Genomic DNA, 21,018 nt, shown 5'->3' on the forward strand with positions numbered 1-21,018 from the left:
TCATGCGCAAAATGTAAACAAACACGCATAAACACGTACAACTACGCAATCAAGGTTCCTGCAAACGCAGCAGCGCCTCGGCCGAATTGGCGAACAGCGCCGCGTCCTTTTCGATGCGGCGGAAGGCGCGCCCCAGGCTGGCGCGCATGAAGGTGCTGTGCGCGTAGCGCGTGACCTTGCTGTAGTAGCGCTCCGCCAGCTGGTTCACCGCCGCCACGTATTGGTCCATCAAGTCCGGCGCGATCGAGAAGTTGTCGTAGTTGATCACCGCCGGCACCTTGCGGCCCAGTGGCGCCAGGCGCTCGGCCACCATCGAGCAAATCGTGGCGATGGTCTCGGCGTCGCTGATTTCGAAGCCTTCGAAATTGACGAAGAACAGCTGCTGCTGCGCGTCGTACACCAGCCGCTGATCCAGCGGCAGCGCCAGGAAGTCGGCGCGCCAGCTCATCGCCAGCGGCGCGAAGATGCGCGCGTCCATCACCTTCAGCTGCGCGCTGATCGCCGGCTTGAAATCCATGTGCGCCAGGATGTCGCGCTCGACGTCCACGCCGGGCGCGATCTCGATCAGCTCCAGTCCGGACATGCCGCCGTCCAGCACCAGCCGCATCACGCAGCGCTCGGTGATGAACAAGGCCTCCTGCCCGCGCCGCGCCGCATACTCGCCGCTGTAGGTGCGGTGCTCCACCTCATTGATGAATTTTCGGGTCGCGCCCTTGTCCGCCATGAAGGTGCCGACAAACACCACCTTGCGGGCGTTCTGGCTGATGTTGATGAAGCCACCGGCGCCGGCCAGCTTGCTGCCGAATTTGCTGACGTTCAGATTGCCGTGGCGGTCGGCCTGCGCCAGCCCGAGCACCGCCACATCCAGCCCGCCGCCGTCGTAGAAATCGAACTGGTAGGGCTGGTCGATGACCGCGTCGGCGTTGGTGGCCGCGCCGAAGTTCAAGCCGCCGGCCGGCATGCCGCCGATCACGCCCGGCTCCGCCGTCAGCGTGACCAGGTCGAGCAGCTTCTCTTCCGCCGCCACCGCCGCCACGCCTTCCGGCATGCCGATGCCGAGGTTGACGACGTTGTTCGGCCGCAGCTCCATCAGCGCGCGGCGGGCGATGATCTTGCGCTCCGACATGGCCATCGGCGCCACCGCCGACAAGGGCACGCGCAGCTCGCCCGAGTAGGCCGGGTTGTACGGCTCGGCGAAGGTCTGCATATGGTATTCGGGCTTTTCCGCCACCACCACGCAATCGACCAGGATGCCGGGGATCTTGACCTGGCGCGGATTGAGCGTGCCGCGCTCGGCGATGCGCTCGACCTGCACGATGACGATGCCGCCCGAATTGTGCGCGGCCATCGCGATCGCCAGCGCCTCCAGCGTCAGCGCCTCGCGCTCCATGGTGATGTTGCCCAGCGCGTCCGCCGTGGTGCCGCGGATGATCCCCACGTGCACCGGCTGCGATTTGTAGAACAGGTATTCCTTGCCGCCCAGCGTCAGCAGCTCGACCAGTTCCTCGGTGGTGCGGGCGTTGATCTTGCCGCCGCCGTGGCGCGGGTCGACAAAGGTGCCGAGGCCGACGTGCGTCAGCAATCCGGGCTTGCCGGCCGCGGTGTCGCGGAACAGCTGGCTGATCACGCCCTGCGGCAGGTTGTAGGCTTCGATCTTGCCGGTCATGGCCAGTTGCTGCAGCTTGGGCACCAGGCTCCAGTGGCCGCCGATCACGCGCTTGAGCAAGCCATCGTGGCCGAAGTGATTCAGGCCGCGCTCCTTGCCGTCGCCCTGGCCGGCGGCGTAGAGCAAGGTCAGGTCGCGCGGATGGCCGCCGCTGTCGGCGGCCAGGAAGCGCCGCTCCAGCGCCACCGCGATATTCTCCGCGAAGCCGACGCCGACAAAGCCGCCGGTGGCGATGGTGTCGCCGTCGCGTATCAGGCCGACCGCATCGGCCGCGCTGACGATCTTGTTGCGCTGGACGGCTGGCGTGCCGACCGTGGAAAAATCGAGAGTACGGCTAGGCATGGTTGGCTCCTGTTTTTAACCCGCACTGCGCTCAGCAGGGGTCAGACCCCGTACGGGGTCTGACCCCGACCTGCCGGGGTGGCTATATGACTCACTCTACATCCAGATCATTCTTGTCGATTTCAGGTCCCAGCAGCAGTTGCGCCGCTTCGCTCGGCAGCGCCTCCACCGACTTCAGCTTGCGCGCCATCTGGCGGCTGCGGGTCTCGGCCGATTCGATGTTCTTGGCGGCCCGCTCCAGCGCCAGCTTGGTGGCCGACAGCACGTCGCCGAACTTGCCGAACTCCGTCTTCACCGCGCCCAGCACCTGCCACACCTCCGACGAGCGCTTCTCCAGCGCCAGCGTGCGGAAGCCCATCTGCAAGCTGTTGAGCAGCGCCGACAAGGTCGACGGCCCGGCGATGCTGATGCGGTGCACGCGTTGCAGCTCGTCGGCCAGGCCGGGACGGCGCATCACTTCCGCGTACAGGCCTTCGGTCGGCAGGAACAGGATGGCGAAATCGGTGGTGTGCGGCGGCGACACGTATTTTTCCGAGATGGTCTTGGCCTCGCCGCGCACCGCGCGTTCCAGCTCGCGGCCGGCCAGCGCCACGCCTTCCGCGTCGGCGCGGTCGGCGGCGTCCAGCAAGCGCTCGTACTGCTCCTTCGGGAACTTGGCGTCGATCGGCATCCACACCGGCGCCCCGCCCTCGACCTGGCCCGGCAGCTTGAGCGCGAACTCCACCCGCGCGCCGCTGCCGGCGATGGTCTCGACGTTTTTCGCGTACTGCTCCGGCGTCAGCACCTGCTCCAGCAGCATCTCCAGCTGCACCTCGCCCCAGGTGCCGCGCGTCTTCACATTGGTCAGCACCCGTTTCAGGTCGCCCACGCCCAGCGCCAGCTGCTGCATCTCGCCCAGCCCCTGGTGCACCCGCTCCAGCCGTTCGGACACCTGCTGGAACGAGGCGCTCAGGCGCGCCTCCAGCGTCGCGTGCAGCTTCTCGTCGACGGTCTTGCGCATCTCTTCCAGCCGCGCGCCGTTGTCCGCTTGCAGATCCTTGATCTTGGCTTCCAGCGTGGCGCGCACCTCCTGCATGCGCGCGGCATTCGATTCGGTCAGCCGCGCCAGCGTTTGATTCATGCTGTCGGCGAACTGCTTCAGGCCGCGGCCCTGCTCATCGCGGCCGACCAGTCCTTGCGCCTCCAGCTGGCGGCGCATCGCCTCGAACTGCTGCACGCTGGCCGCGTGCGTGGCCTGCGCCGTGGTCTGCAACTGCATGCGCACTTCGCGCTCGACGCGTTCGATGCGTTCGGCCAGGTCCCCGACATTGCCATTGCCCGCCTGGCCGCGCGCGCGCAGCAGCGACAGCGCCTGCAGCACCAGCACGGCCGCAAGCGCGGCCAGCAGCACATAGAATTCGATCTGGCTCATGGGGTCAATCCGGCTTGTTGCGCATCCAGTCGGCGGTTTGATAGAAGGACTCCATCAACCGCAACCGCAGCGCCTCGGCGATGCCGACATCCTCCATCGCCCACGCCATCGCGCGCAGCCACTGGTCGCGCTCCTGGGTGCCGATGGCGAACGGCATGTGCCGCATGCGCAGGCGCGGATGGCCGTGCGCTTCGATGTACAGGTCCGGCCCGCCCATCCAGCCGCTCAGGAACATGAACAGGCGCTCGCGCGCGTTGTCCAGCGTGGGCGGATGAGCGGCGCGCAGCAGCGCAAACTCCGGCTCCAGTTCCATCAGGTCATAAAAACGGTCGACCATGTCGCGCACGCGCGATTCGCCGCCGATCACTTCATAGAGAGTTTGGGATTCAGTCATAGCCTCCATGATAGCCTACCGGGCGACGAATCGAAGCCGTCACACCAGCGCAAGCCGGCGCATACGCCGGGTCGACGACCAGTTCTCCAGATCGGCCTCGTCGCGGATATCGTCGCAGGCCTGGATGATGCGCGTCAACTGCATCCGGTCCAGGCCCGAGTTCAGCGTCAGCCGCACCAGCGAGCGGTTCTTCGGCGTGGCCGGCGCGCAGAACATGGCGCCGTAGACGCCGTGCCGCTCCAGCAGCTTGCGCAGCGCCAGCGTCTTCGGCTCCGGGCCGGGCTCGAGCGCGATGATCTGCTCGCTGCCGTCGCTGACGTTGTAGCCCAGCGCGCTCAACTCCTCGCGCACTTCGAGCGCGTGCGCGCGCAGCGCGGCGCGGCGGTCGTCGGCGGCGGCGACGAAATCGATGGCGGCGTCGAACCACGCCAGCTCATGGCCCAGCAGGCAGGAACTGAAGATGGCCGGGCGCGACTCCGACAGGAAGTAGCCCTTGAACTTGCTGGAACAGGTGATGAAGCCGGCGCGCCCGGCAAACGCCTTGGCCAGCGAGGCCGTGCGGAAATGCACCCGCTCACTCAAGCCCAGGTCCGCCACCAGCCCGGCGCCGCGCGGGCCGTGCGTGCCCAGCGAATGCGATTCGTCGACGATCAGCAGGCAGCCGCTGTGCTCGGCGATCTCCACCAGCTCGCGCAACGGCGCTACGCTGCCGTTGGTGCTGTACAGCGCGTCGACCACGATCAGCCCGCGACCGTGGCGCGCCAGCTGCTTTTGCAGATGCTCCAGGTCGTTGTGCAGGAAGGGCACCGGCAGCGCGCCGGCCGACTGCACGCCCTCCCACAGCGAGGCGTGCGCCTGCATGTCGAGGTAGACCGGGATGCCGGGCGCCGCCAGCGTCTGCACCAGGCCGACGTTGGCGGCCCAGCCGGACTGCGCCAGGATGCCGTCCTGCGCCCCCATGAAGCGGGCGAACTTGCGCTCCAGCCGGTGCTGCGCGCTGCCTTCCTGCAAATAGACGGCCGACATCAGCAGCTCGCCCTGGCTGTTGGCCAGCGCCGCCATCTGCGCCTGCATCAGCGACGGCTCGCCGGCCAGGCACAGGTAGTCATTGCCGGCCAGAAACACCGCGCCGGCCGGCGTCGGTTGCCACGCGTGCGGGTGTTCACCACCCAACAGTAACTCGATACGGGTAACGTAGTGTTCATCCATGCGACGGGTGACAAAGTCGGGCATGTGCTGCTCGGCTGGCAAGGCAAAAATCCGGGCCTGGACATGATCTTGAGCAATCGCGTTGGGCATTTTTCTGGTTCCTTTCGTTGTTTCGGAATGGTTGTTTTTTTATGAATCCAATGCCAACCTTGAGGCCAAAAAAACAAGAGGTGATTGATACCGATCAATTAATGATTTGATATGCGTGAGCGCGCTGCAATTTAAGGCGATCATGGCACCTTGATAAAAGTCAATTTGCTCATGACGCCTCCCCTGCAAGAACGCTGGAAACACTGGCAGCACGGCATGCTCCAGTCGCTGTTGCTCTACCATGGCCGCGAGGACCATGCGCTGGTGCGCGTGCTGTTGCTGGCCAGCATAGGCACGGTGGGCATGCCGCTGTACTACGTGATCTGGCAGAATTTCTTCCCGCAGGAGTACGAAAGCCTGCCGCTGCGCCTGCTGGGCATCCTGCTGTGCGCGCTGGGCCTGTTCGCCCGCCAGTTCAGCCGCCGCATGCTGTACCTGTACCTGCTGGTCACGCTCAGCTACATCTTCCCGTTCTTCTTCACCTTCATGTTCCTGATGAACCACGGCTCGGGCGTGTGGAGCGAGTCGCTGCTGATCGGGCTGGTGGTGTTGTTCCACTTCGACACCAGCCTGGCCGCCAAGGCTTACCTGATCGGCACCACCGTGGCCTGCGTGGCCGCCGCTGCGCTGGGCGAAGGCGCGGCCATGCTGAGCCGGCCGGTGCTGCAGCAGTTGCCGATCCACCTGTTCACCATCGCCGCGCTGTCGGCCGCCAAGATCAGCCGCCACGTGCTGGCGCAGGAAAAGCTGGCCGGCCTGGGCGCCGGCCTGGCCACCGTGGCGCACGAACTGCGCACCCCGCTCACCAGCGTCGACGCCAATGTGCGCGGCCTGCTGCGCATGTACACCGACACCACCAACCGCTCCAAGGAAGACCGCCTCGGCGCCATCGACGCGCTGGCGCGCATCCAGTTCGAGGTGCGCCATATGAACCACATGATCGACCTGTTCCTGCTCAGCGCCACGGCGGTGCGGCAGAACCTGCGGCCGGTGGAGGAAGTGAGGATGGAGGGCGTGGTCGAGGCGGTGCTCAAGCGCTACCCCTTCTCCAACGTCACGCAGCAAAAACTGGTGACGCTGGAAATTCGCCGCGACTTCACCTTCGCCGGCCAGACCGAGTTGTCGGTGGTGATCCTGCTGAACCTGCTGCGCAACGCCCTCAAGGCCGTGCAGCGCGCCGGCAAAGGCCGCGTGCGCATCATCGTCGACGGCGCGCACCGGCCGCCGCGCCTGCTGTTCATCGACACCGCCTGCGGCATCCCGGCGCAGCAGATGCCGCTGATCTTCCGCCGCTTTTATTCCCATCCGCCGCACAACGGCGCCGGCATCGGCCTGGCCTTGTGCGAGGAGATCATGCTGGCCTGGAACGCCAGCATCCATTGTGTGTCGCGCGAGGGCGCCTACGCCATCTTTATCCTTGAATTTCCCCAGCAGCAGCCCATCCAGAGGTGACCCATGCATTTGCCAGTCTATTCCCATCCCACCCTGACCGTGCTGGTCGACGACAGCGATTCCTTCCTGCGCAGCCTGTCGTTCCAGCTCGACCCCAGGCTGGCCAGCCAAACCTTCCACGACACCACCACCGCGCTGCAGTGGCTGCGCAAGGAACCGCAATCGGGCTGCGTGCCGCTGCATGTCAACTTCGACATGCACAACCTGCCGGCCGACCAGTGCAACGTGGCGCTGGACCTGGAGCGCATCTACCGCATCGGCGAGCAGCGCCATCGCTTCGCCACGCCGTCGGTGCTGGTGGTCGATTATTCGATGCCGCAGATGAACGGGCTGGAATTCTGCGAAGCGGTGGCGCACCTGCCCTGCAAGAAGATCCTGTTCACCGGCGCGGCCGACGAGAAGATCGCCGTCAGCGCCTTCAACCGCGGCCTGATCGACCGCTACATCAAGAAGAGCGACGACCACGCGCTCGACATCCTGGAGCTGGAAATCGCGGCGCTGCAGCGCGACTACTTCGACACCCAGTCGGAAACGCTGCGCGAGCTGGTGCTGCTGCACAACTACAACTTCCTGGGCGATCCGGCGCTGGCGCGGCTGGTGCAGGAACTGAGCGCCAGCATGGGCTTCGTCGAGCACTACATCTTTCCGAATCCGACCGGCATCCTGTTCCTCGACAAGCACGGCAAGGCCAGCCTGATGATGATAGAAACCGAACAGGGCATGTATGCGCAGTACGAGATCGCGCGCGACAGCGACGCCCCGCCGTCCTTGATGGATGCGCTGCTGGAGCGGCGCGTGCTGCCGTTCTTCTCCGATCCGGACGGCGACGGCATGTACTCGCGCCGGGTCGGCGACAACTGGCACCGCTACTGCGCGGCGCCGCGCGTGTGCCAGGGCCGCGAGACCTACTACTGGGCGCTGTTCGACCTGCCGAAGCACTACTTCGACCAGCAGCCCTATGCCTACGCCGACTTCATCAAGGAGCGGGCGGCGCTGGAAAGCATCGCGGCGTAAAGATCAGGCCTCGCGCAACGTTTGCAAAGGCGGCTGGCGCAGCACGTTGCGCAGGCCCAGCCAGCCGCCGGCGATGGCGCACAGCGCGCCCGCCACCAGGCCGACCAGCCACACCACCGGGCTGAAACTCCAGGCGAACTTGAACTGGTAGGTGGCCAGCGCCCAGCCCATGCCGGCCGCGCCGGTCGCCGCCAGCACGCCGGACAAGGCGCCCACCAGCGAGAACTCGATCAGCTGCGCCTGCGACAGCTGCTTGCGCGTGGCGCCGAGCGCGCGCAACAGGCCCGATTCGCGGGTGCGCTCGTCCTGCGATCCCATCAGCGCCGCGTACAGCACCAGCACGCCGGAGGCCAGCGTGAACACGAACAGGAACTCCACCGCCGTCACCACCTGGTCCAGCACCGCCTGCACCTGGCGCAGCAAGCCGCCGACGTCGACGATGGTCAGGTTGGGATAGTCGCGCGTCAGGGCGTTCATCAGCGCGCCCTGTCCTTGCGGCAGGTGGAAGGCGGTGATCCAGCTCTGCGAGACCTCGGTCATCGCCGCCGGGTTGATGATGACGAAGAAGTTGACCCGCATCGAACCCCACTCCAGCTTGCGCAGGCTGGTGATGGTGGCGTCCACCGGCGTGCCGGCGATGTCGAAGCGCAGCTTGTCGCCCAGCTTCCACTTGAGCGTCTTGGCGATACCCTCTTCCACCGAGGCTTCCGGCGCGCCCGGCTTGTCGGCGAACCACTGGCCGGCGCTGACCTTGTTCTCGGCCTGCATCCGTGCCATCGTCGACAGGTTGAATTCGCGGTCGGCCAGGCCTTTGGCGCGGTCGTCGGTGTAGGTCTCGGCGGTGACCGGCTTGCCGTTCACGGCGGTCAGGCGGCCGCGTATCATCGGATACTGCGGCGCGTAGCTCACGCCCGCCGCCTGCAGGCGCTTGCCGATGTCGGCCGCCTGCTCCGGCTGGATGTTGATGATGAAGCGGTTGGGCGCATCCGGAGGCGTGGCGTTGCGCCAGGCCGTCATCAGGTCGCCGCGCACCACGGTCAGCACCAGCAGCGCCATCATGCCCAGCGCCAGCGAAACGATCTGCACCACCGTGGCGCCGGGCCGGCGCTGCAGCGACGTGATGGCGAAGCGCCAGCTTTGATGGTCGATCGCGCGCCGCATCGGCTTGAGCGCGGCCAGCGCGCCCCAGCCCACCAGGCCGAACAGCGCGAAGGCGCCGAGGAAGCCGACTGCCGTGTACAAGGCCAGTTGCACGTCGCCCGCTTGCCACAGCAGCAGCGCCACGAAGCCGGCCAGGCCCAGGCCGTAGGTGGCCAGCGCGGTCACCTGCGGTGGATCCTGTTCGCGGCGGATCACGCGGTTGTGCGGCACTTTGCGCAGTTGCAGTATCGGCGGCAGCGCGAAGGCGGCCAGCAGCAGCATGCCGGTGGCCACGCCTTGCAGCGCCGGGTAGATGGTCGGCGCCGGCAGGCTGGCCGAGACCAGCTTGCCCAGCACTTCCAGCAGCACGTAGTGGCCGCCGAAGCCGACCGCCACGCCCATCAGGCTGCCGGCCAGGCCCACCATCAGGAATTCGATCAGGTACATCAGCGTGACTTCGTTCTGCGTCAGGCCCAGGCAGCGCAGCATGGCGCAGGCGTCCAGGTGGCGCTGCATGAAGCGGCGCGCGGCCATCGCCACGGCCACCGCCGCCAGCATCGCCGACAGCAGGCCGACCAGCGACAGGAAGCGGTCGGCGCGGTCCAGCGTGGCGCGCATTTCGGGCCGGCCGTTTTCCAGCGACTCGACCCGCACGCCCTTGATATTGTTTTGCTTGATCTGCGCCTGCAGCCATTGTTCGTAGGCGGTGGCGACGGCCGCGCCGTTCGCCAGCGACGCCGGCGCCGCCACCAGCAGGCGGTAGGACACGCGCGAACCGGGCTGGATCAGGTTGGTGGCATCGAGGTCCTCCAGCGCGAACATCACGCGCGGCGCGAAGGCCAGGAAGTTGGCGCCACGATCGGGCTCGGAGGCGATCAGCTGCGCCACCGTAAAGCGCTTGTCGCCCAGCTTGATCTGGCCGCCGATGGAAGTCTTCAGGCTGCCCAGCAGGCCGGCGTCCAGCCACACGGTGCCTGGCACAGGCACGCTGTTGGCTGGCGCGCCGTAGCTTTGCTCGGCCTGTTCCGGATTGGTGGTGATCTTCAACTGGCCGCGCAGCGGGTAGCCGGGGCCGACCGCCTTCAACGACGCCAGCAACGACGTCGACTGCTCGCCCTCGCCCGCCTGCGCCATGCTGGGGAAGCTGATGGTGTCGGTCATCAGCAGGCCGCGTTTGGCCGCCTCCGCGCGCCAGGCCGGATTGACCGGCAAGTCGGCGCTGATGACGACATCGGCGCCCAGCAGCTGGTGGGCGTCGCGATCGAGGCCGCTGCGCAGGCGGTCGATAAAGAAGCCGGTGGCGGACAAGGCGGCCACCGCCACCGTCAGCGCGATCAGCAGAAAGCGCAACTGGCCGGCGCGCCAGTCGCGCGCCGTCATTTTCAGAGCAAGTTTGAGCATGGGTTTCCATCTCGACAGCGGGTACCGTTTACCCCGCACTGCGGCGACTGGGGTCTGACCCCGCATGGGGTCAGACCCCGACTTTTCGGGTTACAGCGCGGCGAAATACGCGTCGACTTCATCGAGGAACTTCTGCTTTTGCGCCGCCGGCAGGAAGGCCGCCGAGAAGCTGTTGCGCGCCAGGCGCTGCGCGTGGGACAGGCCCAGCGGCAAGGCCTCGAAGGTGGCGACGAAGTTGGCGTTCATGTAGCCGCCGAAGTAGGCCGGGTCGTCCGAGTTCACGGTGGCGACGATGCCGGCGTCCAGCAGCTCGAGCAGGTTGTGCTGCTCCATGCGCTCGAACACGCACAGCTTGACGTTCGACAGCGGGCACACCGTCAGCGCGATCTGTTCGCGCGCCAGGCGCTGCGTCAGCGCCGCGTCTTCCAGGCAGCGCACGCCGTGGTCGATGCGCTCGACCTTCAGCACGTCGAGCGCGGTTTCGATATACGCCGGCGGGCCTTCCTCGCCCGCGTGCGCGACCAGGTGGAAGCCCAGCTCGCGGCACTTGGCGAACACGCGCGCGAACTTCTCCGGCGGATTGCCGACCTCCGACGAATCGAGGCCGATGCCCATGTATTTGTCGCGGTAAGGCAGCGCTTCTTCCAGCGTGGCGAAGGCGTCTTCCTCCGACAGATGGCGCAGGAAGCTGAGGATCAGCGTGGCGCTGATCGGGCTGTCCTGGCAGGCGCGGTGGATGCCGTCGATCACGGTCTTGATCGGCACGCCGCGCGCGGTGTGCGTCTGCGGATCGAAGAAGATCTCGGTGTGGCGCACATTGTCTTGCTCGGCGCGCTTGAGGTAGGCGGCGGTCATGTCGTAGAAGTCCTGCTCCTGCAACAGCACGCTGGCGCCGGCGTAGTAAATATCGAGGAAGGATTGCAGGTCGGTGAACGCGTAGGCGGCGCGCAACTCCTCCACCGATCCGTAGGCCAGCTTGACCTGGTTGCGCTGCGCCAGCGCAAAGATCAGCTCAGGCTCCAACGAGCCTTCTATATGGATGTGCAGTTCGGCTTTGGGCATCTGCTGCACGACCGTGCGCAATTGTTCGTTCAACATTATTATTTTTTCCTGTGACAGTGAGCTGGATCATCGCATCTTAGCGCATGCTGCGAGAGTGCGACAGCGGCGGCCAAGTTGCGGCAAAATTTATCTGTTTGAGGCACGATCAGCACAGCGCTGACAGGCGTGATACTGTGGCATAAAGTAGCGCGAAAAAACACCCGAAAACCCACGAAAAATACACAATTTTTCTCAAGAAAAATCTTATAAATCAACAAGTTATGAAAGAGTATTAACCATATTACGACATATCTTTTGACTTCCGGCACCAATAGCGCAATAATCAATTTCATAGACGTAAGAAGCGTTACGACCAACACATAAAAGCCGCCAACCGGCCATAAAGCCAGCTCACCGGCACGGGCAATCCGTGTCACCAAAAGAAGCTGGCGACGTATAAATAATAAGAAGAAAAATAATAACGAAAAGGGTAGGCACGAACCAGGGCCAGGGCAGGCAAACTGCCGGTGACCCGTGACAAGCAGGTTTACATTAAAGGACATCCAAATGACCATTTTTGACAACTACGCCGCACGGTACGAACGGACCAAAGAAGAAGAGATGTCCATGAAGGAGTATCTCGAACTTTGCAAAAAAGATCGACTCACCTACGCCAGCGCCCCCGAGCGCATGTTGGCCGCCATCGGCGAACCGACGTTGGTCGATACCCGCAACGACACCCGGCTGTCACGCATCTTCGCGAACAAGGTCATCAAGATTTACCCGGCATTCCGCGAGTTCTACGGCACCGAGGAAGTGATCGAGCAAGTGGTCTCCTACTTCCGCCACGCCGCGCAGGGGCTGGAGGAACGCAAGCAGATCCTGTATCTGCTGGGCCCGGTGGGCGGCGGCAAATCGTCGATCGCCGAGAAGCTCAAGTCGCTGATGGAGCACGTGCCCTTCTATTGCCTGAAAGGCTCGCCGGTCAACGAATCGCCGCTCGGCCTGTTCAACGAGGAAGAGGACGGCGTGATCCTGGAAGAGGACTACGGCATTCCGCGCCGCTATCTGCGCAACATCCCGAGCCCGTGGGCGGTCAAGCGCCTGCACGAGTTCAACGGCGACATCAACCAGTTCCGCGTGGTCAAGCGCTACCCGTCGGTGCTCAAGCAGGTCGCCATCTCCAAGACCGAGCCGGGCGACGAAAACAACCAGGATATTTCCTCGCTGGTCGGCAAGGTCGATATCCGCAAGCTGGAAGATTATTCGCAGGACGATCCGGACGCCTACAGCTACTCGGGCGGCCTGTGCCTGGCCAACCAGGGCTTGATGGAATTCGTCGAGATGTTCAAGGCGCCGATCAAGGTGCTGCACCCGCTGCTGACCGCCACGCAGGAAGGCAACTACAAGGGCACCGAGGGCTTCGGCGCGATTCCGTTCGACGGCATCATCCTGGCGCACTCGAACGAATCGGAATGGAAGACCTTCAAGAACAACCGCAACAACGAAGCCTTCCTCGACCGTATCTACATCGTCAAAGTGCCGTACTGCCTGCGCGTGACCGACGAGATCAAGATCTACGACAAGCTGGTGGCCAACTCCTCGCTGTACCAGGCCCCATGCGCGCCCGGAACCTTGAAGATGATGGCGCAGTTCGCGATCCTGTCGCGGCTCAAGGATCCGGAGAACTCCAGCATCTTCAGCAAGATGCTGGTCTACGATGGCGAGAACCTCAAGGACACCGATCCGAAAGCCAAGTCCATGCACGAGTACGTCGACTACGCGGGCGTCGACGAGGGCATGAACGGGCTGTCGACGCGCTTCGCGTTCAAGATCCTGTCCAAGGTGTTCAACTTCGACAACACCGAAGTGGCGGCCAATCCGGTGCACCTGCTGTACGTGCTGGAGCAGCAGGTCGAGCGCGAGCAGTTCCCGCCTGAAACCGAACAGAAGTACTTCTCGTATATCAAGGAACACCTGGCGCAGAAGTACGTGGAGTTCATCGGCAAGGAAATCCAGACCGCCTACCTGGAATCGTATTCGGAATACGGCCAGAACATCTTCGACCGCTACGTGACCTTTGCCGACTTCTGGATCCAGGATCAGGAATACCGCGATCCGGACACCGGCGAAAGCTTCGACCGCGAGTCGCTGAACAACGAGCTGGAGAAGATCGAGAAGCCGGCCGGGATTTCCAATCCCAAGGACTTCCGCAACGAGATCGTCAACTTCGGCCTGCGCGCCCGCGCCAACAACGGCGGCAAGAATCCGGCCTGGACCAGCTACGAGAAGTTCCGCACCGTGATCGAGAAGAAGATGTTCTCCAACACCGAGGAACTGCTGCCGGTGATTTCGTTCAACGCCAAGGCCAGCGCCGAAGACGCCAACAAGCACGCCGACTTCGTCGCCCGCATGGTGGAGAAAGGCTATACGGCCAAGCAGGTCCGCTTGCTGTGCGAATGGTATTTGCGTGTGAGGAAGTCGTCGTAAGCAAGCCCGCACGCTTTGAGCGACACGCGTGCGTCACCACTTAGGGGTCGGACCCCGAGGGGTCTGACCCCGCCAGGCCGTGCGGGTATAAATAGCAGCAGGAGGCATCTTTTGACTTACCTCATCGACCGACGTTTGCAGGGCAAGAACAAGTCTGCGGTCAACCGCGAGCGCTTCTTGCGGCGCTACAAGGCCCAGATCAAGGACGCGGTGGGACGTGCCATCAAAGGCCGCTCCATCACCGACATTGAGAATGGCGAAAAAGTATCGATCCCGGTCAAGGACGTGGGCGAGCCCTCGTTCGGCCACGCCCATGGCGGCGTGTGGGAAACCATCAACCCCGGCAACCAGGAATACCTCAAGGGCGACCTGATCAATCGTCCCAAGGGCGGCGGCGGGGCCGGCCGCGGCAAGGCCGGCAATAGCGACCAGATGACCGAGGACGATTTCATCTTCGAGCTGTCGCGCGAAGAATTCATGAACTACTTCTTCGAAGACCTGGAGCTGCCCAACCTGGTCAAGACCCAGCTGACCGCCACCACCGAATTCAAGAACCAGCGCGCCGGCTACAATATGTCGGGCACGCCGTCCAACATCCATGTGCTGCGTTCGCTGCGCGGCGCATTGGGACGGCGCATCGCGGTCGGCGGCAACTCCCGCAAGCGCGTCATCGAAGCCGAGCGCGAGCTGGAGGAACTGCTGCTGGAAGGCGCGCCGCTGGACGCGCCGCGCGTTGTGGAGCTGAAAAAGCTGATCCACCATCTGCACACGCGGCTGCTGGCCATCCCCTTCATCGACCCGTTCGACCTGCGCTACAGCAACCGCGTCAAGGTGCCCAAGCCGATGACGCAGGCGGTGATGTTCTGCATCATGGACGTCTCCGGCTCGATGGACGAAACCCGCAAGGACACCGCCAAGCGCTTCTTCATCCTGCTGTACCTGTTCCTCAAGCGCGTGTACGACAAGATCGAGGTGGTGTTCATCCGCCACCACACGGCCGCGGCCGAGGTCAACGAGGAGGAATTCTTCCACTCGCGCGAGTCGGGCGGCACCGTGGTGTCGTCGGCGCTGCACCTGCTGGACAAGATCATCGACGAACGCTACGGCGCCGGCAGCTGGAACAGCTACGTCGCCCAGGCTTCCGACGGCGACAACTGGGACAACGATTCGGTGCTGTGCCGCCAGCTGCTGGTCAACACCATCATGCCCAAGGTGCAGTACTACACCTACGTCGAGATCACCGACGGCCCGCCGCAAAACCTGTGGGAGCAATACTCGCAGATCCCGGACCATCATGCGCATTTCGCCATGCAGAAAATAGTCACGCCGGCCGACATCTATCCGGTGTTCCGTGAACTGTTCAAGAAACAGCCTAAATAGGCAGCCCACATCATGAACGATATGACGCATGCCCCCGCCCCCAAGAAGCCGCGCCATCCGCGCGCCCTGCCCGAACAGTCCGAGTGGACGTTTGAACTGATCGAGCAGGCCCATCAGGAAATCCGCCGCGTCGCCGAGGCCTTCGGGCTCGATACGTATCCGAATCAACTGGAGATCATCACCGCCGAGCAGATGATGGACGCCTACACCTCGGTCGGCATGCCGGTGTCGTACAACCACTGGTCGTTCGGCAAGCATTTCCTGTCGACCGAAAAAGGCTACAAGCGCGGCCAGATGGGCCTGGCCTACGAGATCGTCATCAACTCCAATCCCTGCATCGCCTACCTGATGGAGGAGAACAGCCTGACCATGCAGGCGCTGGTGATCGCGCACGCCGCGTACGGCCACAACTCCTTCTTCAAGGGGAACTACCTGTTCCGCACCTGGACCGACGCCGACGCCATCGTCGACTACATGGTGTTCGCCAAGAACTACATCGCCGAGTGCGAGCAGCGCCACGGCATCGACGCGGTCGAGCTGCTGCTCGATTCCTGCCACGCGATCCAGAACTACGGCGTCGACCGCTACAAGCGGCCGGCCAAGCTGTCGATGATGGAAGAGCGCGCGCGGCAGAAGGAGCGCGAAGCCTATGTGCAGTCGCAGATCAACGACCTGTGGCGCACCCTGCCCCGGCGCGAGGAGGAGGAAGAGGAAAAGGCCGCGCCCCGCTTCCCGCCCGAGCCGGAAGAGAACCTGCTGTACTTCATCGAGAAGTACGCGCCGCTGCTGGAGCCGTGGCAGCGCGAGATGGTGCGCATCGTGCGCAAGATTTCGCAGTACTTCTACCCGCAGCGCCAGACCCAGGTGATGAACGAGGGCTGGGCCACCTTCTGGCACTACACCATCCTCAACCAGTTGTACGACGAGGGCGTGGTCGGCGACGGCTTCATGATGGAGTTCTTGAAGAGCCATACCAACGTGGTGTACCAGCCGCCGGTCAACAGCCCGTACTACAGCGGCATCAATCCGTACGCGCTGGGTTTCGCGATGATGACCGACATCCGCCGCATCTGCGAGCATCCGACCGACGAGGACCGCGAATGGTTCCCGGACATCGCCGGCAGCGACTGGCGCAAGACGCTGGACTTCGCGATGCGCAACTTCAAGGACGAAAGCTTCATCGCCCAGTACCTGTCGCCCAAGCTGATCCGCGAATTTCATTTCTTTGCTGTACTGGACGACGACAATAACGAAAAGCTGGCAATCTCCGCCATACACGACGATCTTGGCTACCGCTACGTCCGCCAGCAGTTGGCCGAGCAGTACAACCTGGGCAATCGTGAACCGAACATCCAGGTGTGGTCGGTCAACACCCGCGACGACCGCGCGCTGACCCTGCGGCATACGCAGTTCCAGCGGCGGCCGCTGAACCAGCAGGCCGGCGAGGTGCTCAAGCATGTGGCGCGGCTGTGGGGTTTCGACGTGCACCTGGAAACCGTGGGGCCGAACGGCGAAATCGTCAGTTCGCTGGAGGTCAAACGGGAGAAGCGGGCGCGCGGAAGCTGACTGACATATATATAGGGCTTTTGCCGAACTCGGGCATGGCTCTTGCAAGGGATGAATCGGGGTCAGAGGAGCAGCTCTGGCCCCGGTTTTTTTAGAAAAGGCATGCCGCAGGGCGGAAGTCAACAGCTTTCGTCACCGGCCGGCTAGGTGTTTCCCGCAAGAATTTCACGAAAGAAACTTTTGCGGCCAAATTATCAATTGTTCGTAGTAAAATTACGTGCATAATATTCCGTTTTTGGGCTTAAGGGAAAACTAAGTAATGTCGTGGTGCGTTCCGCCCCAAAATTGCGCCGGAGAAGCTTGCAAATTGAGCTAGAACGGTGCAAAGAGAGCGCTATCACATAGGAAAACCCTATGAAATTTAACCGGTTTTAGGGATGAAAATTCTATGTAAAATCAAGAATTCGTATGTATAATTCGCCGACGTCCCGGATGCGGCTGTTGTTTTGTGTCGCCATTTTGGGGTTTAGTAGCAACAAAAAGAGTTGGTATTGGAGAAAGCAGGCATGAATTTCACGCACAACGAGAAAAGCACCGGGAAGAACTTTACAGGCATTACCATTGTCGTTTTGTTGCACCTCCTGGTTGCTTATGGGATCGTGACGGGCTTGGGTAAACGTCTGGTGAGCAAGATGATCGCACCAGTGGAGACCAAGATCATTGAGGAGGTCAAACCTCCTCCACCGAAAGAACTCCCACCGCCACCACCTCCGCCAGAGATGAAAGCGCCACCACCGCCATTCATCCCGCCAGTCGAGGTGAATGTGCAGCAGCCACCGCCGCCGCAAAACACGATCGCGAATGCGACCAACGTCAAGCCTGCGACGAACGAACTGCAAAAAGCGCCACCAGCACCACCGGCAGCGCCACCGGGACCGGCTAAATCGGTAAACGTAGCTGCTGTAGCTGACTTCAGCACCTGCGCGAAACCGGAGTGGCCAAAATCCTCCCTGCGTAACGAAGAAACCGGTACGGTCACGTTATCGTTCTTGATTGGGGTCGACGGTCACGTTGCCGATTCCAAGATCGTCAAATCCAGTGGTTTTAGGGACTTGGACAAGGCCGCGGTTAACGGTATCGGCAAATGCCGATTCAAACCGGGTCTGACCGACGGGAAACCGACGGAAGCGTGGATGCAGATGCAATACGTCTGGACGCTGGAGTAAAACCGAGGCGGCAGTTTAGTCTCACTTAGTAATTTTCGTTGTCATTACGTTCAGCGATCTGATTATTTTATCAATTTGGAGGAAGCATGTTTAAGAATACCCGTTTGTCCGCTGTACTGGCCGCTGTGCTGTTTTCCGTGACCGCAGCCACCGCCCTGGTAAGCGCCCCAGCTTTCGCTGACGCGCCAGCCTCGGCCGCCGCTTCGGCACCAGCAGCCGCTCCAGCAGCGGATGCGGCAGCCGCACCTGCACCAGCAGCAGAAGCTCCAGCTGCCAAGGGCGGCAAAGAAGAAGTGGACAATCCTTACGGCTTCGAAGCTGTCTGGAACGGTGGTTTCGTTTCCCGCGGCACCCTGATCATCCTGTCGCTGATGTCCATGGGTTCGTGGTACATCATCATCACCAAACTGATCGACCAGATGAAAATCTTCAAGCAGTCGAAAGAAACCTCGGCCAAGTTCTGGAAAGCATCGTCGATCGCTGCTGGTTCGGCAGCCCTGAAAGACGGCTCGCCATTCCGCTTCATCGCTGAAACCGGCACCAAGGCCACCGTGCACCACGACGGCGCCCTGCTGGAACAGATCGACCTGTCGACCTGGGTGACCATGTCGATCCAGCGCGCTGTTGACAAAGTTCAATCGCGTCTGCAAGACGGCCTGTCGTTCCTGGCAACCGTTGGTTCGACCGCACCGTTCATCGGTCTGTTCGGTACCGTTTGGGGTATTTACAATGCACTGATCGCCATCGGCATGTCGGGTAACGCATCGATCGACAAAGTTGCAGGTCCAGTGGGTGAAGCGCTGATCATGACCGCTTTCGGTCTGTTCGTTGCGGTTCCTGCCGTTCTGGGTTACAACTGGCTGGTGCGTCGTAACAAGGCCGCAATGGAAGACGTCCGTTCGTTCTCCGCCGACGTGCACTCGGTACTGATCTCGGGCGCTATGTCCACCAGCGAAGCTGGCCGTGCCGCCGGCGCTAAAAAGATTGGATAATTAATCATGTCGATGTCCGTAGGCTCCGATAGCGGAGACGAAGATCAAGTCATGTCAGAAATCAACACGACGCCCCTGGTGGACATCATGTTGGTTCTGCTGATTATCTTCCTGATCACGAGCCCGGTTGTTCTGAAGCTGATCAAGATCAAGCTGCCAGAAGAAGCCAACCAGGTTATTCAGACCAAGCCGGAAGATGTCAACATCGTTGTAAGCAAGGATGGCGACATTTACTGGAATCAGCGGAAGATGCGCGACGCGAATGAGTTGTTCGACAATCTGAAGGTGGAAGCGGTCAAATTGCCTCAGCCGGAAGTACACGTACGTGGCGACCAAGAAACTCGCTACGAAGCGATCGGCAAGGTTATTTACACTACCCAGCGCGCTGGTATTCAGAAGGTCGGCTTCATCACCGAACCGCCTGATAAGGGTTAATCCCCTCTAGTGCATCGCAGGCCCGCAGTCTGGGCCTGCCCTTCTTAAAAGGAAACACCATGAGTATGAATGTCGGCTCCCCAAGCGGTGGCGCGGATCCGGAACCAATGATGGAAATGAACATGACGCCCCTCATCGACGTGATGCTGGTGCTGATTATCATGATGATCATTACGATTCCGAAGGCCAACCACTCGGTCAACCTGAACATGCCGGTCGGCACCCCGCCTCCGCCTGTCAAGGAACCTGTGGTGATCACGATTGACGTCGACTTCGACGGTACGATTCTGTGGGATAACGCTGTCGTTCCCGACCGCGGTTCCCTGGAAGCGAAACTGACCGATGTCGCAGCGCAAGCTGACCAGCCGGAAGTGCATCTGCGTCCGAACAAGCTGGTATCGTACAAAGTCGTGGCAGGCGTGATGGCTGCGGCCCAACGTCTGGGCGTGACCAAGATTGGCCTGGTCGGCAACGAGCAGTTCCAATAATCAGTTCTATGTTCAACGATAGGCAGGACCGTTCCTGCCTATTTCGCATTTTGAAGAAAGAAAACTTACCCATGACCAAGTTTCGTCTCGCTCATCTCGGCCTGGTAATGGCCGCTATTGGTTTCACAGCAGCAGCTCCTCTGGCAGGTCTTTCCTCGGTTGCCTACGCAGCCGACGCGGTGCGCGCTGAAATCGGCAAACCATTGCAAGAAGCACAGAAACTGGCTGCGGCAGGCAAGAACAAAGAAGCACTGGCCAAACTCAAGGAAGCCGATGCTGTCGGTGGCAAATCGCCCCACGAATCCTATCTGATCGAACGCACCCGCGCTTCGGCCGCAGCTGCCGCTGGCGATAACGACGCCGCCGCCAAGGCCTTCGAAGCCGTGATCAACTCCGGCAAGCTGTCGCCTGCCGAACAACCGAAATTCACCCAGGCCCTGGCCGGCATCTACTACCGCGCCAAGGACTATCCAAAAGCCATCACCTGGATCCAGCGCGCGCTGAAAGACAATCCTAGCGACGGCCAGATGCATGAACTGCTGATCCAGACCTACTACATCAGCGGCAAATACTCGGAAGCGGCCAAGGAACTGCAATCGTCGAAAGCCGGTTCGGAAGCGTCGCTGCAAATGTTGGCCAATATCCAGCTGAAGCAGAACGACAAGGAAGGCTACGTCCAGACCCTGGAAAAACTGGCCGGTTCCTATCCCAAGACCAGCTACTGGGCCGACCTGCTGAACCGCGTGTCCGGCAAGCCTGGCTTCTCGTCGTCGCTGTCGCTGGACGTGCTGCGCCTGCGCCTGGCCAACGGCCTGCTGAGCAAGCCGGGCGAGTACATGGAAATGTCCCAGCTGGCGCTGCAAGCCGGTAACCCTGCCGAGGCGATCAAGATCATCGACCAGGGCTACAAAAAAGGCGCGCTGGGCACCGGCGCCGACGCCGCCCGCCATCAGCGCCTGAAAGACCTGGCCGCCAAGACCCAGGCCGAGTTCGACACCAAGCAAGCCGCGCTGGAAGCGGAAGCCGTCAAGAACAAGGACGCCGACGCGCTGGCCAATATGGGCTACGCGCTGGTTTCCCAAGGCAAGGCCGACAAGGGCCTGGCGCTGCTGGACCAGGCCGTGAAGCTGGGCACCGCGAAAAATCCTGACGCCGTCAAGCTGCACCAAGGTATCGCCCAGTCCATCGCCGGCAAGAAGCCTGCCGCGCTGGCCACCCTGAAAACGGTCAAGGGCAAGGACGGCACCGCCGAACTGGCCCGCTACTGGACGCTGAACATCAACCACCCGATGTAATTCGGGAGTTGCTGCGAAAAAGCGCTGCCCGGCCCCGCCGGCAGCG

Annotated in this window: 17 protein-coding genes; 10 read left to right on the forward strand and 7 right to left on the reverse strand. The window is 62.4% G+C overall.

All coding sequences use genetic code 11. The annotated features are described in order from the left end of the window. Positions 1-49 precede the first annotated feature (49 nt). From RUGAMON1_RS22850 to cqsA, 4 genes are all read right to left on the reverse strand, one after another. Positions 50-2,008, reverse strand: coding sequence for an acyl CoA:acetate/3-ketoacid CoA transferase (locus RUGAMON1_RS22850; protein WP_445232700.1), 1,959 nt, complete (start codon positions 2,006-2,008; stop codon positions 50-52). 91 nt (positions 2,009-2,099) lie between these two features. Continuing rightward, positions 2,100-3,419, reverse strand: a complete 1,320-nt coding sequence (locus tag RUGAMON1_RS22855; protein ID WP_445232701.1) for a DNA recombination protein RmuC — start codon at positions 3,417-3,419, stop codon at positions 2,100-2,102. A 4-nt stretch (positions 3,420-3,423) separates the two neighbouring features. Beyond that, positions 3,424-3,822, reverse strand: coding sequence for a group II truncated hemoglobin (locus tag RUGAMON1_RS22860; protein WP_445232702.1), 399 nt, complete (start codon positions 3,820-3,822; stop codon positions 3,424-3,426). Between the two features lie 30 nt (positions 3,823-3,852). Continuing rightward, on the reverse strand, positions 3,853-5,112 hold the full coding sequence (cqsA, locus tag RUGAMON1_RS22865) for an alpha-hydroxyketone-type quorum-sensing autoinducer synthase (protein ID WP_445232703.1): 1,260 nt from the start codon (positions 5,110-5,112) through the stop codon (positions 3,853-3,855). 171 nt (positions 5,113-5,283) lie between these two features. Here cqsA and RUGAMON1_RS22870 point away from each other — a divergent pair, with 171 nt between their 5' ends. Together RUGAMON1_RS22870 and RUGAMON1_RS22875 are read left to right on the forward strand one after the other, a co-directional pair. Next, a complete protein-coding gene (locus RUGAMON1_RS22870) occupies positions 5,284-6,564 on the forward strand; it encodes a sensor histidine kinase (protein WP_445232704.1) in 1,281 nt (426 codons plus the stop codon). 3 nt (positions 6,565-6,567) lie between these two features. After that, a complete protein-coding gene (locus RUGAMON1_RS22875) occupies positions 6,568-7,578 on the forward strand; it encodes a response regulator (RefSeq protein WP_445232705.1) in 1,011 nt (336 codons plus the stop codon). A 3-nt stretch (positions 7,579-7,581) separates the two neighbouring features. Here the strand turns inward: RUGAMON1_RS22875 and RUGAMON1_RS22880 are convergent, their stop codons facing one another. The 3 genes from RUGAMON1_RS22880 to RUGAMON1_RS22890 all read right to left on the reverse strand — a co-directional run bounded on the left by RUGAMON1_RS22880 (position 7,582) and on the right by RUGAMON1_RS22890 (position 11,723). Further along, entirely contained in the window at positions 7,582-10,119 is a 2,538-nt protein-coding gene (locus RUGAMON1_RS22880; RefSeq protein WP_445232706.1) for an ABC transporter permease, read from the reverse strand. Between the two features lie 90 nt (positions 10,120-10,209). Beyond that, a complete protein-coding gene (locus RUGAMON1_RS22885; RefSeq protein ID WP_445232707.1) occupies positions 10,210-11,217 on the reverse strand; it encodes an adenosine deaminase in 1,008 nt (335 codons plus the stop codon). 2 nt (positions 11,218-11,219) lie between these two features. After that, entirely contained in the window at positions 11,220-11,723 is a 504-nt protein-coding gene (locus tag RUGAMON1_RS22890) for a hypothetical protein (protein WP_445232708.1), read from the reverse strand. A gap of 4 nt (positions 11,724-11,727) precedes the next feature. On the opposite strand from RUGAMON1_RS22890, the gene RUGAMON1_RS22895 reads away from it, so the two are divergent. The 8 genes from RUGAMON1_RS22895 to RUGAMON1_RS22930 all read left to right on the forward strand — a co-directional run bounded on the left by RUGAMON1_RS22895 (position 11,728) and on the right by RUGAMON1_RS22930 (position 20,972). Then, the gene (locus RUGAMON1_RS22895; RefSeq protein ID WP_116990439.1) at positions 11,728-13,650 is read left to right on the forward strand and encodes a PrkA family serine protein kinase; all 1,923 of its coding nucleotides are present in this window, start codon (positions 11,728-11,730) and stop codon (positions 13,648-13,650) included. A gap of 111 nt (positions 13,651-13,761) precedes the next feature. Next, positions 13,762-15,030, forward strand: a complete 1,269-nt coding sequence (locus RUGAMON1_RS22900; RefSeq protein WP_445232709.1) for a YeaH/YhbH family protein — start codon at positions 13,762-13,764, stop codon at positions 15,028-15,030. A 12-nt stretch (positions 15,031-15,042) separates the two neighbouring features. Continuing rightward, a complete protein-coding gene (locus tag RUGAMON1_RS22905) occupies positions 15,043-16,596 on the forward strand; it encodes a SpoVR family protein (RefSeq protein ID WP_445232710.1) in 1,554 nt (517 codons plus the stop codon). 506 nt (positions 16,597-17,102) lie between these two features. Then, positions 17,103-17,762 (forward strand): energy transducer TonB, encoded by a 660-nt coding sequence (locus RUGAMON1_RS22910; protein WP_116990442.1) that lies wholly within the window; start codon positions 17,103-17,105, stop codon positions 17,760-17,762. 86 nt (positions 17,763-17,848) lie between these two features. Next, positions 17,849-18,754: a MotA/TolQ/ExbB proton channel family protein gene (locus RUGAMON1_RS22915; RefSeq protein WP_218087933.1), complete on the forward strand. Its 906-nt coding sequence runs from the start codon at positions 17,849-17,851 to the stop codon at positions 18,752-18,754. Positions 18,755-18,760: 6 nt separating this feature from the next. After that, positions 18,761-19,189, forward strand: a complete 429-nt coding sequence (locus tag RUGAMON1_RS22920) for an ExbD/TolR family protein (protein WP_116990444.1) — start codon at positions 18,761-18,763, stop codon at positions 19,187-19,189. Positions 19,190-19,248: 59 nt separating this feature from the next. After that, positions 19,249-19,677: an ExbD/TolR family protein gene (locus RUGAMON1_RS22925; protein ID WP_445232711.1), complete on the forward strand. Its 429-nt coding sequence runs from the start codon at positions 19,249-19,251 to the stop codon at positions 19,675-19,677. Positions 19,678-19,748: 71 nt separating this feature from the next. Further along, positions 19,749-20,972 (forward strand): tetratricopeptide repeat protein, encoded by a 1,224-nt coding sequence (locus RUGAMON1_RS22930; protein ID WP_445232712.1) that lies wholly within the window; start codon positions 19,749-19,751, stop codon positions 20,970-20,972. Positions 20,973-21,018: the final 46 nt, after the last annotated feature.

This window comes from Duganella rhizosphaerae (assembly GCF_040364205.1).
In the GTDB taxonomy this organism is placed as follows: Bacteria; Pseudomonadota; Gammaproteobacteria; order Burkholderiales; family Burkholderiaceae_D; genus Rugamonas; species Rugamonas rhizosphaerae.